Below are 13,117 nucleotides of genomic sequence, written 5' to 3'. Positions count from 1 at the left end.
TGACTAGTGGAAAGGAGGAAGTGCAATGAATAGAACAATGATTACAGCGACGAATACGCTTTCTCAATTGCAGAAGCAGATGGATATTGTCAGCAATAATATGGCAAACATTGATACAACTGGCTATAAGCGCAGAGAGGCAAGCTTTACCGATCTTTTGTTTCAGCAATTTAATAATCAGCATAATGCGAATGCAGAAGGAAACCGTTTGACGCCAAATGGGATCAGACAAGGGGTTGGGGCAAAGCTTGCTCAATCAAAAATAGTCATGTCGCAAGGAAGCATCAAAAATACCGACCGTGCGCTTGATGCGGCATTCACAAAGGAAGGCCAATATTTCCGTGTGCTCGAGCAAAGTGAAAACGGTTCGGCGATTCGCTATACGCGTGATGGTGCTTTCTACCTGACGCCGCTGTCAGATACGGAAACCATGCTTGTAACGGGGAATGGCTATCCGGTTTTGGATGAAAATAATAATCCGATTACGATCAACGGACAAGTAAATGATTACGAAATAACGACAAATGGGCGTTTGATTGCGAAAATGGAAAATGGCGGGACGAGTGAATTCAATCTTGGTGTCGTTCAAGTGAATAAACCGCAATTCCTTGAGCAAAAAGGCGGCAATCTTCTGGGTCTGCCAGAAAATATGGCTGAATTAAATGTACCTGTGAATGAAATCTTGACTGAGCTGAACGGTCCGATGCGTAATCAAGTCTCAATTCAGCAACGTGCACTGGAACAGTCAAATGTAGATATGTCCAGAGAAATGACCGATCTCATTAACCTCCAGCGCGCCTATCAATTCCAGTCTAGATCCGTTTCAATTGCAGATCAAATGATGGGATTAGTGAACGGAATTCGTTAATCTGCGATAAAGGGGAAAAACAAAATGTCGATAAACAACAATAATCAAGAAGCAGCGAAAACGCGTGAGCAGTTTAAAAAAGAGAGTAACCCCCAACCGGCGAAAGTGCGCAGACGTCGTATACGAGTGCGTATTCTACCGATCTGGCTGCGGATTATCATTGTTGCGGCTTTAATTTTCCTAAGTCTCATTGCTGGTGCGGCCGTCGGATACGGTGTTATTGGGAATGGCGAAGCAAAGGATATATTTAAGAAATCAACGTGGACGCATATTGTTGATTTAATTGAAAAAGAATAAAGGAAAACTAGGTGAGGGGCATGGTGCCTCTCTTTTTTTATGTGAATCATAACAGCCAGGACCCTCCAGCCTATACATACACGGTTTTTTTTAGTAAAATGAAAATAAGATATAACCTATTACTAGTAGGAGGTACTAAAATGCTGGATATTAAGCAAATTAAAGAAATCATTCCCCATCGCTATCCTTTTTTGCTTGTTGATAAGATTCTTGAGGTAGAGGAAGGCCAGAAAGCGATTGGAATCAAAAATGTGACGGCTAATGAGGAATTTTTCAACGGCCACTTTCCGGAGTATCCTGTTATGCCAGGTGTGCTTATTGTTGAGGCGTTGGCACAGGTTGGCGCTGTTGCTATGCTGCTTAAAGAAGAAAACCGTGGCCGTCTTGGTTTTTTAGGCGGGATTGATAAATGCAGATTTAAAAGACAAGTTGTCCCTGGTGATCAGCTGCGTTTAGAAGTTGAAATCATTCGTGTAAAAGGGCCAATCGGCAAAGGGAAGGCTGTCGCTACAGTTGACGGAGAACTCGTCTGTGAAGCGGAAATTACATTTGCATTAAAATAATGATTGAACCTAAGAAAAACCAGAATATACCATGAGATAAAGCCGGCCTATCAAAGGGCTGGCTTTATTTTTTATGCAAGTTGCTGCGTATTTTGGGAACATTAACATAAGACCACTATAAAAGAGGTCACCAAAAAACATGTAAGGAAGGAGTTTTTCTCATGAATAAAAAGTTATTAAGCATTATTGGAGGATCCCTGCTTACGGCAATGCTGCTAACAGGTTGTGCGAACAACGACCAAGAGCCGCCTCCAGAGGATAACAATATCAATGAGCCAGGAGTCAATGACAACAATGGAAACGGCACGGATACAAATTTAAATAATGACAATGGCTTAAACAATGATAATAATGATGTAAACACAGATAATGATGGGGACATCATGCAAGATAATAATGAACCTGGTGAAGATTTAATTGAAGATAATTTAGATCAAAATGATAAAGATAACAAAGACAGATAATAAAAAGGGACAGGGGAGACCTGTCCTTTTTTATTTCTCTTTAGCTAGTGTCAATTTTGGCTTGCTATGCATCATTTGATTAAACTCATTAAGAAGCTTTTCCCCAGAAAGTCCCTGGGTAATTAATTTCTTCAAAACAATTTCTGCATAGTCATAATTTGTTTTCTTTAAATGTCCCTTTAGAAGAATGCTTATATGATCTTCGATGTGTTTGATCGTAACAATTTTTGTTTGAAAGGCAGCTGGGCTGTTTTCTTTTTTCGTAATAACGACTTGAACAATCAAATCCTCGTCCTGTTTGGCAAGCTTCTGGAAATAGTCATCATACGAAATGTTGATATAGGCCTCAATCAGCCAAGTGCTTTGAGTATTTTCTTGACTAATGATTAACCCATCTTCTAGCTCGATATCTACCAATTGGTCATCCTCGACTATCTGCAGCGAGATCAGCTTAAATGTTTTCATCCTCTTCCTCCTGTTTCAGACTCGTTTTTACGGACACCCTCAACTAACTCATACCCAAATTATAACATAGCTGAAGATAGAAACGGAAACCGCATCCATGTCGAAAAATATAGTCGGAAATAATCGAAATAAGGTTATAACTGATAATAAATGCCAGAATATAGGTATATATACCTAAAAGAGGTGTTTCTGTGTTTCTTCCCCAGTCAAAATTGTATTTTCGTGCTTTTACGCGTGTATCGCATAGCGGTTATGATAGGGCTAACTTTATAGAAAGGAGAATGGGCAGATGATTAATCAAGTAACGCTCGTTGGCAGGTTAACCAAGGACCCCGAGCTGAAACGGACAGCGGAAGGAACCCCCGTTACAAATGTGACCCTTGCTGTTAATCGTCATTATCGAAATCAGCAAGGGGAAATTGATGCAGACTTTGTTCAATGCACACTTTGGAGAAAGGTAGCAGAGAATACCTCAAGATACTGCCGAAAAGGCTCCCTAGTTGGAATTACCGGCAGAATACAGACAAGTCATTATGAAAATCAAGCAGGTAAACGAGTCTACGTAACTGAAGTATGGGCAGATAGTGTCAAGTTTCTTGATCAAAAAAAGCCGGATGAAGCGTATGCACCAGCAGGGAGAGAGGTGTAGCATTCTTGGAAAAGGAAATCGAATGCTTAGTGGAAGCCCTCATTACAATGCTTGGAAAATCAAATAAAAGAGTCAATGATTTAACTAGTCGCGTCGAACAGCTGGAGGAAATTATCCGTGAATCCGTTTTACAGGAAGACAAATCAGAGCCAATAAAGGAGGTGCATGCAGCATTTACTAACTAAACTTCTCAAAAATGTTCACCGTAATTTTCTATTCCCAATACCCTCTATATAAAAATTCAATTCAACTCCTCGAATTCCCTCATTCTTTCCGGTACAAATGTGCCGGACTTTTTCATTTAATAGGAGGGTGAGGTGGGGTACCGTCTTTGGTGATTTTTTCTCTATCGCCGAGCATCAAAGATCTTTATTTATTGGTGACCGCAAATCCGAAATTTTCCCTTTCATGGTAACCAAAGGCCGTCATTGGTGACCGCAAATCCGAAATTTACTCATTTACGGTAACCAATACTCCTCATTTCTTACCGCCCTTAAAAATAGCCACTAAAACAATGTTTAGTGGCTAAGCATTATGATAAATAGACAAGATCTCGCAGTTCATCCGTAGAAAGCTCGGTAATCCAGCTTTCACTTTGGATGATTTGGTCGTTCAAGGATTGTTTTTTCTCAAGCATGGCATCAATTTTTTCCTCGAGTGTGCCTGTACAGATCATCTTATGGACATGAACAAAGCGTTTTTGCCCAATGCGGTAGGCTCTGTCTGTTGCTTGATTTTCAACGGCAGGATTCCACCAGCGATCATAGTGGATCACGTGATTGGCGGCGGTTAAATTCAAGCCGGTTCCTCCAGCCTTCAATGATAAAAGGAAGATAGGAAATTGGTGCTCCTGGAACTGAGCAATCATCCGATCCCGTTCATTTTTCGGCACACTGCCATTCAAGAATGGAACATCCACTCCGAATTTCTTCTTCACCATGTTGCGGATGATGTTGCCCATTTCAATATATTGCGTGAAAATGAGACAGCTTTCTCCTTGTTCAAGGACAGAATCAAGCAGTTCACTCAGCTTTTCAAGTTTTGCTGAGCGTGCAATCATATTCGCTGGTCTCTCCTCTTTTAAGTAGAGGGCCGGGTGGTTGCAAAGCTGCTTCAAGCGGCTCAGCATTTGCAGAATCAATCCCCTGCGCTCAAAGGCAGACAACTGCTCAATCTGTGCAAAGGTGTCCTTCACAAGCTGCTCATACAAGGAGGCTTGCTCAGGTGTTAACGGACAATACTCCTTCTGCTCAAGTTTATCAGGCAGATTGAGTGCAACCTCTTCATCCTTTTTCGTCCGGCGAAGCAGGAAGGGACGAATGAAAGCCTGAAGCTGCTGAACCTTCTCTACATCATCGTCCTTTTCAATGGGCAGAACGAAGCGCTTTTGGAATTGGCCGAGGCTGCCAAGATAGCCGTGGTTTGTAAAGTCGAAAATGGACCATAGCTCGGACAGGCGATTTTCCATCGGTGTGCCGGTTAGGGCAATATGATGTTTCCCCTTTAATTTCCTTACTGCTCTGGACTGCTTCGTCTGAGCATTCTTGATGTTCTGCGCCTCATCGATGCTAATCGAGCTCCATTCGATGCGTTCGAAATCCTCCACATCTAGATGGGTTAGCCCATAGGAGGTGAGAACGACATCCGAGGCCATTACTTGTTTAGAAAATACCTCTTCTTTTAGCCGATTCCCGCCATAATGGAGATAGACGTTCAGATTAGGTGCAAAACGTTCAATCTCTTTTTGCCAGTTGCCCAATACCGAAGTGGGGCAAATAATTAGCGCAGGACCGCTGTCTGTTTCCGTCTCTTTTACCTTTAAAAGATAACTGATCAGCTGAATCGTTTTCCCAAGCCCCATATCATCTGCCAAACAGGCGCCAAACCCGTACTTCCGCAAAAAGAAGAGCCAGCTCATGCCGAGCTTCTGATAGGGACGGAGATCGCCTTGGAAATCAGCGGGTGCTTCCTCAAGCGGAATGTCCTTTATGTCGCGAAGCTGCTTCACCATTTGCTTCCATTGACGATTCAGTTCGATTTGAATTTTCGCGAAGGCTTGCGGGTTTTCGAGTTCATCCGTTTCGGCCTCTTCATCCTGAAGGAGCTCCTGTTCGATTAAATCGCGTACATGCAGGCCTTCCTTTTCTGCTTTTTTCATTAAATCTTGAATTTGCCGCACAAAATTGGGGTCAAGCTTAATCCAGCGCCCGCGAATATAGACAAGACGACGCTTTTCTTCAACCATACTGTTGAATTCATCCTCTGACAGGTCTACTCCGTTCATGGAAATGCGCCAGTCATAATCAAGCATTGCTTGGAGGCCCACGAAGGATGGACGATGGTTCGATTGGCCTTTTACCCGTGCTTTTACTTTCAGACTGGCATTTTGCATCGCTTGCCACCAGGATGGCAATAGGATTTCAACGCCAAGGGAGAGCAGGGTTTCACTCGCTTCTGTTAAAAATGTCCATGCTTCCTCTTCTGTTAGCCTGCTGGCAAGCCCTTTTTCACCGGCAAGCCAAGGGAATACGCTGATCCAGCGCTGCAGTTCTTTTTCAATCGCTTCCTCATGTTTCTTCCAGCCACGCGGGTAGTTGGCATAGTCATTCCGATCAACAAGCAAATCAGGCTGTTTTTTTCCGCGAAGGAAAATGCTGAGGTCCCATTGGTCATATATTTCCGCAGGCTCTTCTAATTTGAGCCCGATAGTAAAAGGTACATCGCTTTCCTTGAGGCCAATCCATTCCTGCCAGCTTTCCTCGTCAAAATAGGCAGCAAGATCACGAGGGGAGAGCTGATCATTTCGAAGTGCCTTAAGTTTTTCACCGAAGACAGCCCTCGTCTCGCTTTTTCGCTCCAAATAGGCATCCAATGAATGATGATACCAATTCTGGATAAAGTCTTTAACGGGCGTTTCATCAATGATTTGCTCCCAGAAGGAGGATGCGAATTCATTCATCACCCGATCAGGCAATGCCCAGCGAAATTCTTCCTTTTCCCAAGAAGCAAAATCCGGAATCCATTCTTTTTCAGTGATGGCTTCATAAATCGGCAGTGCCGCGGCTAAGCAAATTTGCGCCATCTCATCCCAGTCCCACTCAATCAATTGATTGAACTGCTCCCGGGCAAACAAGGTAACAAGCTGCCAGCCGTTGATGGGAAGGTCTTTTCCGTCAACAATTTCCTTCTCATTAAAAAGCGTTCCATAGAAGCTTTCTTCATGATGATGAAAGAGAAGCCGAATCCAAGCTTCAGGTGCAAGGAACTGCCCCTCTTCATTTTGGGCAGATAGATAATAGAGATCTGTGTTGATATTCCGTACGGCAATGGTTATATGTCTAGTTTTAAGCATCAATCAGCTTACCCCTTTTACATTCTTCTTGAAAGGCGCGTAGTCGTTTCGTTTTTTCAAGCAGTGCTTCCAAGTAGTACGCCCAGTCGTCCTGCCGCTTTAACTTTTTGTACAAGGTGCGGAGCTTTTTCATCTTTCGGACTGCTTGGCGGTAATTATCTCTGCCTTTTTGTGCAATATGATCTTGTACAGATTGATGATAGAGCGGCAAAAGCAAGTGAGGATGCTGCTTTTCAAGTGCTTTGAGCCGATCGCTTTGCAGCCTATCGATATCAAGACCCATATAGGCTTGTAAATCGGTCCAGCGATCAAATGCCTCATTGTCAAAAAGAAGATATTCATATTCGTTATAGCTGTATGGCAGCATTTCCATCAAGGCTTTTTCATAAAGATCTTGCCGGTTTGCTTCGATGCAATATGGTTGGATCGTTTTGATTGTATGTCTTGTATAGCTCATCTTTTCATAATAGTCCTTGGGTATAGATAGATAATCCTTTAACTTTTTAATATACACCTCGATAAAAGGCGCGACCCGTTTCCAGTCCTTTTGCGCAGTGAGGAGCTCAATCCAATATGTGATAAATGGGGTCATCCATTTATCCGGTAGAGCCAATTGTTCCAGAATGATGTCATCCTCTTTTTGCAGAAAATGAAGATGAATCATACCGATAAGCAAGGGATGGCTATTTTCCTCAACTGCCCTTAATTTCTTAAGTTCCTCCTGACACCAGTCCTTCTTCTTGAAAAACTTCGTCCATAGGATGCGGTACAAGTGAATCCGTTCAAATTCAAGCGGGAATTCAGCCGTAATGAGCCCAGAGGAATCCTCTTTCAGCTTCTCAATGAAATCATCAAAAGCAAAAGGCAGGGAATGAACGGAAAGGGAGTGAATGACGTCGACTACATCATCCGCTATTTCATAGAAAAGCTGTTTATAATAGCGATGAATCATTTCTGCAGAATGCCCATATTTCACACTTAACCCCATCAGCTTTTTAAAAGAAAATACATGTCCGACAAGGAAGTAGAGGAGCTTCCATTCCTGCTCATAGGGGGCATTTGCCTTCATTCTTCGGGTATACACCTTGTAAAGCTCGGTAATCACATATGGTTTTGGTTCGCCGTTCCCTTCCAAAATCGTGTGAAAGCTTTCATCAAAGGCCGCAATCCACCTGTCATAATTGGGCTTCAGCCGCCCAGCTGTCTGCAATAAATCCTTTGCTTTCTGAATACCTAGCTGTTTAGCCACTTTCTTTTCCCGCAGCGGCTTCCGCCATTCCTCCACCAAAGTGCTGACACTTCTCGCATGCGAAAGAAGCTGGAAAAAGACAGCCAGCTGATGGCGGCAAAATTCATCGGCTGGACAAGAGCACGTACTTAATTGGATAAAATTAAGGTTTAACTGAACCTTCGCTGGCGTTACATCCTGCACTGTCGCGGTAATTTCATCTCCATCAAAACGCAGCTGATAAACGAGCCCCTGCCGAAACAGCATCAGCCCTTTCTGAATGAGGCGCTCATGCTCGGGATTCTCTGCACGCAGTAACTCCATCAATTCATTCGCTGCAAACTGCAAAGGCTCATGGAAACGCTCAGGTATTGCAGTCATAGATAATCCTCCTCACCGATTGCCTCTGTCACACTCCGTTATGGAGAATCGCGAGTGACATCAGGCACAAAAGCATATTCCTTAATTATAACATTTCTTAGGAGGGTTCGCACGGGTGTATGGAAGTGGTAAATCACTGTGTGGAAATTGAATCAGAGGAGAGCGATGATGCCTGAGGAAGGGAGAATAGGCGTGAAGCGGTAATCAGAGGAGAGTGATGATGCCCGATGAAGTAGAAAAGAGAGTGTCCGCGGTAACAAGAAGATGCCACATGTGCCCAAGAAAGTAGAAAAGAGAGTGTTCACGGTAACAAGAAGATGCCACATGTGCCCCAAAAAGTAGAAAAGAGAGTGTTCGCGGTAACAAGAAGATGCCACATGTGCCCGAGAAAGTAGAAAAGAGAGTGTTCGCGGTAACAAGAGGAAGCTACATGTGCCTAAGAAAGAAGAAAAGAGAGTGTTCGCGGTAACAAGAAGATGCTACATGTGCCCGAGAAAGAAGAAAAGAGAGTGTCCGCGGTAACAAGAAGATGCCACATGTGCCCAAGAAAGAAGAAAAGAGAGTGTTCGCGGTAACAAGAGGAAGCTACATGTGCCTGAGAACCAAATTCCTCATGTACCCTCAAATAATAAAGGATTTTCCAATATCCATATAGAATTTTTTCTGATAGCATCTTATCTAAAAAGGAAGAAAACTATGAAACTAGACCGTCTTTTAACGATGACGATGATTTTAATAAACCGAAAAAAGGTAACAGCACAGGAGTTTGCTAAAGCTTTTGGCGTCTCAGTAAGGACCATTTATCGGGATGTGGACACGCTCAGTCAAGCGGGAATTCCTGTCGTAAGTTATCAAGGAGTGAATGGAGGAATTAGTTTAATAGAGGGGTACCGCATGGATAAGCAGGTGCTGACAGAAGGGGAGCTGGCATCCATTTCTATCGCTTTAAAAAGTGTGCTTACCTCTTACCAGGATCCGCATGCGGAAGCCGTTCTTGAAAAAATTACGGGGATTGCTGAAGAATCGGTCAAAAATACCTCGGATTATCTCTTCATTGATTATAGTCCGTGGGGGACAACTCCATTTTTGAAGGAAAAAATGACAACGATCAAACAGGCAATTGAATCTTCAACCTGTATAACTTTTACATACGGAAACGCTGGTGGAAAACAATCCGTTCGGACGGTTGAGCCCCATACACTTGTTGAAAAAGGGAGATCCTGGTATGTCTACGGCTATTGTCAATTAAGAGAGGCCTTTCGGCTTTTTAAAATTGCCAGGATGAAAGAGGTAAAGGGCTGCAAAGTTACGTTTGTCCGCAGAGAAATAGATTTGACTGAGCGTCCATGGGACAAGGAATGGAATGCGCCAGAAAATACGGTTGCACTAAAGCTCGCGTTTCAACCTGAACATCGATTAATGATTGAGGAAATGTTCGGCATCGAGGCGATTGAGGACGGTGCTTCGATTATAAAAGTTGACATCCCTGAGGACGAGTGGCTATACGGATTTATCCTCAGCTTTGGCAATAAGGTAGAGGTGCTGGAGCCTCTTCATATAAGGGAAATAGTAACAATGCGAGCAAAAGAAATTTTAGAAAAATATTTGTAAATATGACAAACAGCTGTCAGGTTTCCCTTGGTATATTGAGTACAAACAATTGAAAGGTGTGTTTTTGATGAATGCTGTTTATTGCCAAAGCTGTGGAATGCCGATGAATGAGGAAAAAATATTTGGTACGGAGAAGGATGAAGGAAGAAGCAGGGAGTATTGTGTTTACTGCTATGAAAAGGGCGAATTCAAACAGCCAAACATGACGGTTGAGGACATGATTGATCTTTGTGTTCCTTTTATGAAAGAGGATGGAAAAAGTGAAGAGGAAGCTCGGACGATTCTGACGAACTTCTTGCCAACATTAAAAAGATGGAGCGGCAACAGTAAGATGAATGAACCAGTCATTATAGAAAAAGAGGCGTTTACCATCATTGGCATGACGTCAAGAACGTCGAATGCCAATGAAATGACGATGGACGCAAAAATCCCGCAAATGTGGGAGAAGTATTATCAGCAAAAAATATATGAGCAAATTCCAAACCCTGAGGGAGCCATTACATATGGTCTTTATTCTGACTACCTTGATGGGGTGAATGGTGAATACAGTATGACAATCGGACTGCAAGGAAGTGCGGATGCATCATTGCCTGAGGGACTCGTTGCGATAACCATACCAGCTGCCAAATATGTTGTCTTCACAACCGAAAAAGGACCTATCGCGCAAATCGTCATTAAAGCATGGCAGCAAATTTGGGCATGGTTTGAGCAATCTGACTTTACAAGAGCCTATACAGGTGATTTCGAAGTATATGATGAAAGATGTGCAAACCCGCTTGAGGCTCAAGTTGATATCTATATTGCGATAAAACAATAATCGCGGTCAGCAGGAATATATCTGCGAACATGAGTAAAATATCTGCGAAATTAATAATATATCTACGAAATATGCAGATATATCTACGAAATTTCCAATTTATTGATTTTTCGACAAAATAAGAAAGGAGGTATGCCAATTGCAACTGGAAAAACAGAACATCTTATTGCATTACGAACAATCTATCCAATGGGTGCAAAAACTAGAAACATTATCAGAGGAGCAATGGCGAACACCAATTAAAGAAGGAAAGTGGAGCATTGCGGAAATCATCGGCCATCTGATTCCGTGGGATATGTTTATTATAAAAGATCGAATGCCATACTTCTTCAAGGATATCGATTTGCCGAAAGGTCCGGATGCTCAAGCGCTCAATGATCAAGCAGCCTCTGAAAGCAGGGTGCGAACAAAAGAAGAAACGATTGAGCGGTTTGCAGATACCAGAAAAACACTACTATCTGCTTTACAAGAGATGAATGACGACCTTTGGTCCAAGGAGCTAATCATTGGCAAGTCTACGCTTTCACTTGCAGCCTATTTTCAAGGAATGGTCGAGCATGACAATCATCATTTTGAACAAATAAAAAATGTCATTTAACAGAAAAACTGGAGCCGTGTCTGTACGCATGGGCTCTCTTTTTCTATTTATTCCTATTGCCAGCTTCCTCCTCACAAGTATAAATAATATTTTCCCCATTAATAATGTCGAAAATAGGGAGATCCTGTTGTTTTTTGCGTAATCTCTCATTCTATTAAAATGCTGATAAATAGTATTCCTCTCGATTAATCATTTCGTACTAAGAGAATGATTTTACTTGGAAAAACTAGATAGGTATATAGGCAGGGATTTCTATTTCAATATACTAATTTCCATTCGTCAAACAGAAAGATATATGAAAGATAAACCCATTCTTCCTGAAAACAGTGGCTCTTCCTGCTGAAAAATGGATAGATTTGTATTATTGTTTCAATTTACAAAATATTTAATTATATCAATAATAGAGTCATATTAAAAATGACTAGGAGGAATACGATGAATCGTAAATTAGTAGCTTTATTTGCAGCAGCGGGTTTGGTTTTATCCAGTGGAACTGTTCACGCGGCAACGATTGTCAGTCCAAACACGCAATATGAGGTTGTATTAGAAAATAAGTTTCTGAAGAAGATCAGTGCGGACAATATGTATAAAACAATTGAATTGTTATCTAAGCAACCTAGGGAAGCTGGAACAGAAGGAGAGCTTAAAGCCGTCAAATATATAGAGGGAGAATTTAAGAAGCTAGGCTACAAAACAGAAATTCAGCCATTTCCAATTTACGATTTCAAGACCAATCATGTAAAAGTGAAAATTGGCGACACCGATCTAGGTGGAACCCCTCACGCATTTAGCGGCAGTGCGAGCGGAAAAGTAACTGCTCCACTAGTGTATGTAGGGAAGGCAACACCTGAGGAAGTTGGGGATGTAAAAGGAAAGATTGTATTAGCAGAACGTGGAGACATCGCTTTCGTTGATAAGATTAAGAATGTCCTTGAAAAAGGGGCAGTCGGTGTCCTGATGTACAATAATTCGGATGAAGGCAATACATTCGGACAAGCTGCAGAGGGGCAAAATATTCCGGCAGTTGCTATTACCAAAGCGGAAGGACTGAAGCTAGTTGACCAGTTGAAGGCTAAAGAGCTTTCCGTAACTTTGGATGTAGACATTGAAAAAATTGAGAAGACTTCCTACAATGTAATCGCCACAAAACCAGCAACGGAGAAGAAAAATACAGGACAAATCGTAACAGTTGGTGCACACCATGATTCAGTGCCTGGTGGACCAGGTGCGAATGATGATGCATCAGGAGTTTCTGCTGTCCTTGAATTAGCAAGACTGTTTGCGAAGGAAAAAACAGATACAGAAATTCGCTTCCTTACATTTGGTTCTGAGGAAAGAGGGCTAGTCGGCTCGTCTTACTATGGGTCTAAACTTCCGAAGGCAGATGTTAAAAAAATGGTTGCGCACTTCCAAATGGATATGATTGGCGGCCGTGATGCCGGAGGAGATAACGAAGCTGGCGGATTAATCATGTATACAATTGACGGCAAGAAAAATCTCGTGACTGACTTAGGAGCAACGTCAAGCTATCATCTTTTTAATGAGGTTCTTCCGTATGGACAGCTTGGCCGAAGCGACCATCAACCATTCCATGACCTAGGAATCCCATCAGCTCTATTTATTCATTCACCAGTCGAGCCTTGGTACCACCAGCCGACAGACACACTAGATAAAATTGATAAGAAAAAACTTCTTCAAGTAGCGAAAATCGTAGGCTCATCTGTTTACCATATTACAGACCCTAAGACACCTGGAATCATTAAATACTATTTTGAAGATCGCGCTGTAGATTAATAGAGTGTCCATGGGCGGTGCATGCCACCG

General features: G+C 42.3%; 13 protein-coding genes. 10 read left to right on the top strand and 3 right to left on the bottom strand.

Annotated elements, in window-relative coordinates; genetic code table 11:
* The first annotated feature begins 25 nt into the window (after nucleotides 1-25).
* The 4 genes from AN957_RS24920 to AN957_RS24905 all read left to right on the top strand — a co-directional run bounded on the left by AN957_RS24920 (nucleotide 26) and on the right by AN957_RS24905 (nucleotide 2,192).
* Nucleotides 26-868: a flagellar hook-basal body protein gene (locus AN957_RS24920; RefSeq protein ID WP_053478577.1), complete on the top strand. Its 843-nt coding sequence runs from the start codon at nucleotides 26-28 to the stop codon at nucleotides 866-868.
* Nucleotides 869-892: 24 nt separating this feature from the next.
* On the top strand, nucleotides 893-1,165 hold the full coding sequence (locus tag AN957_RS24915; protein WP_053478578.1) for a DNA-directed RNA polymerase subunit beta: 273 nt from the start codon (nucleotides 893-895) through the stop codon (nucleotides 1,163-1,165).
* A 140-nt stretch (nucleotides 1,166-1,305) separates the two neighbouring features.
* Nucleotides 1,306-1,728 carry a 3-hydroxyacyl-ACP dehydratase FabZ gene (fabZ, locus tag AN957_RS24910; RefSeq protein ID WP_053478579.1) on the top strand — a complete coding sequence of 141 codons (423 nt, stop codon included), beginning with the start codon at nucleotides 1,306-1,308 and terminating at the stop codon, nucleotides 1,726-1,728.
* A 161-nt stretch (nucleotides 1,729-1,889) separates the two neighbouring features.
* Nucleotides 1,890-2,192, top strand: coding sequence for a hypothetical protein (locus tag AN957_RS24905; protein WP_053478580.1), 303 nt, complete (start codon nucleotides 1,890-1,892; stop codon nucleotides 2,190-2,192).
* A gap of 30 nt (nucleotides 2,193-2,222) precedes the next feature.
* On the opposite strand, the gene AN957_RS24900 is transcribed toward AN957_RS24905, so the two are convergent.
* Nucleotides 2,223-2,657 carry a YwpF family protein gene (locus AN957_RS24900; RefSeq protein WP_053478581.1) on the bottom strand — a complete coding sequence of 145 codons (435 nt, stop codon included), beginning with the start codon at nucleotides 2,655-2,657 and terminating at the stop codon, nucleotides 2,223-2,225.
* A 289-nt stretch (nucleotides 2,658-2,946) separates the two neighbouring features.
* Here AN957_RS24900 and AN957_RS24895 point away from each other — a divergent pair, with 289 nt between their 5' ends.
* Together AN957_RS24895 and AN957_RS24890 are read left to right on the top strand one after the other, a co-directional pair.
* Complete coding sequence (locus AN957_RS24895) at nucleotides 2,947-3,306, top strand: single-stranded DNA-binding protein (RefSeq protein ID WP_053478582.1); 360 nt, start codon at nucleotides 2,947-2,949, stop codon at nucleotides 3,304-3,306.
* Between the two features lie 5 nt (nucleotides 3,307-3,311).
* Nucleotides 3,312-3,491, top strand: a complete 180-nt coding sequence (locus AN957_RS24890; RefSeq protein ID WP_053478583.1) for a hypothetical protein — start codon at nucleotides 3,312-3,314, stop codon at nucleotides 3,489-3,491.
* A gap of 347 nt (nucleotides 3,492-3,838) precedes the next feature.
* Here the strand turns inward: AN957_RS24890 and AN957_RS24885 are convergent, their stop codons facing one another.
* Both AN957_RS24885 and AN957_RS24880 read right to left on the bottom strand, forming a co-directional pair.
* Complete coding sequence (locus tag AN957_RS24885; protein ID WP_053478846.1) at nucleotides 3,839-6,658, bottom strand: DEAD/DEAH box helicase; 2,820 nt, start codon at nucleotides 6,656-6,658, stop codon at nucleotides 3,839-3,841.
* The gene (locus AN957_RS24880; protein WP_056686763.1) at nucleotides 6,651-8,267 is read right to left on the bottom strand and encodes a hypothetical protein; all 1,617 of its coding nucleotides are present in this window, start codon (nucleotides 8,265-8,267) and stop codon (nucleotides 6,651-6,653) included. Before AN957_RS24880 ends, AN957_RS24885 begins: the two co-directional genes overlap by 8 nt.
* A 696-nt stretch (nucleotides 8,268-8,963) precedes the next feature.
* On the opposite strand from AN957_RS24880, the gene AN957_RS24875 reads away from it, so the two are divergent.
* From AN957_RS24875 to AN957_RS24860, 4 genes are all read left to right on the top strand, one after another.
* Nucleotides 8,964-9,878: a helix-turn-helix transcriptional regulator gene (locus tag AN957_RS24875; RefSeq protein WP_056687320.1), complete on the top strand. Its 915-nt coding sequence runs from the start codon at nucleotides 8,964-8,966 to the stop codon at nucleotides 9,876-9,878.
* Nucleotides 9,879-9,945: 67 nt separating this feature from the next.
* The gene (locus tag AN957_RS24870) at nucleotides 9,946-10,695 is read left to right on the top strand and encodes an effector binding domain-containing protein (protein WP_053478585.1); all 750 of its coding nucleotides are present in this window, start codon (nucleotides 9,946-9,948) and stop codon (nucleotides 10,693-10,695) included.
* A gap of 139 nt (nucleotides 10,696-10,834) precedes the next feature.
* Nucleotides 10,835-11,293 (top strand): DinB family protein, encoded by a 459-nt coding sequence (locus tag AN957_RS24865; RefSeq protein ID WP_053478586.1) that lies wholly within the window; start codon nucleotides 10,835-10,837, stop codon nucleotides 11,291-11,293.
* Nucleotides 11,294-11,728: 435 nt separating this feature from the next.
* Nucleotides 11,729-13,087 (top strand): M28 family peptidase, encoded by a 1,359-nt coding sequence (locus AN957_RS24860; RefSeq protein ID WP_053478587.1) that lies wholly within the window; start codon nucleotides 11,729-11,731, stop codon nucleotides 13,085-13,087.
* Nucleotides 13,088-13,117 lie beyond the last annotated feature (30 nt).

This window comes from Cytobacillus solani (assembly GCF_001420595.1).
GTDB lineage: Bacteria > Bacillota > Bacilli > Bacillales > Cytobacillaceae > Cytobacillus > Cytobacillus solani.
The sequence above is the reverse complement of the archived record's forward strand: the minus strand, read 5'-3'. Positions and strand labels throughout refer to the sequence as shown.

Excerpts from the sequence above, each read along its gene's own strand:
- AN957_RS24920 (WP_053478577.1), top strand. The coding sequence starts at position 26 with ATGAATAGAACAATGATTACAGCGACGAATACGCTTTCTCAATTGCAG.
- AN957_RS24915 (WP_053478578.1), top strand. The coding sequence starts at position 893 with ATGTCGATAAACAACAATAATCAAGAAGCAGCGAAAACGCGTGAGCAG.
- fabZ (WP_053478579.1), top strand. The coding sequence starts at position 1,306 with ATGCTGGATATTAAGCAAATTAAAGAAATCATTCCCCATCGCTATCCT.
- AN957_RS24905 (WP_053478580.1), top strand. The coding sequence starts at position 1,890 with ATGAATAAAAAGTTATTAAGCATTATTGGAGGATCCCTGCTTACGGCA.
- AN957_RS24900 (WP_053478581.1), bottom strand. The coding sequence starts at position 2,657 with ATGAAAACATTTAAGCTGATCTCGCTGCAGATAGTCGAGGATGACCAA.
- AN957_RS24895 (WP_053478582.1), top strand. The coding sequence starts at position 2,947 with ATGATTAATCAAGTAACGCTCGTTGGCAGGTTAACCAAGGACCCCGAG.
- AN957_RS24885 (WP_053478846.1), bottom strand. The coding sequence starts at position 6,658 with ATGCTTAAAACTAGACATATAACCATTGCCGTACGGAATATCAACACA.
- AN957_RS24880 (WP_056686763.1), bottom strand. The coding sequence starts at position 8,267 with ATGACTGCAATACCTGAGCGTTTCCATGAGCCTTTGCAGTTTGCAGCG.
- AN957_RS24875 (WP_056687320.1), top strand. The coding sequence starts at position 8,964 with ATGAAACTAGACCGTCTTTTAACGATGACGATGATTTTAATAAACCGA.
- AN957_RS24870 (WP_053478585.1), top strand. The coding sequence starts at position 9,946 with ATGAATGCTGTTTATTGCCAAAGCTGTGGAATGCCGATGAATGAGGAA.
- AN957_RS24860 (WP_053478587.1), top strand. The coding sequence starts at position 11,729 with ATGAATCGTAAATTAGTAGCTTTATTTGCAGCAGCGGGTTTGGTTTTA.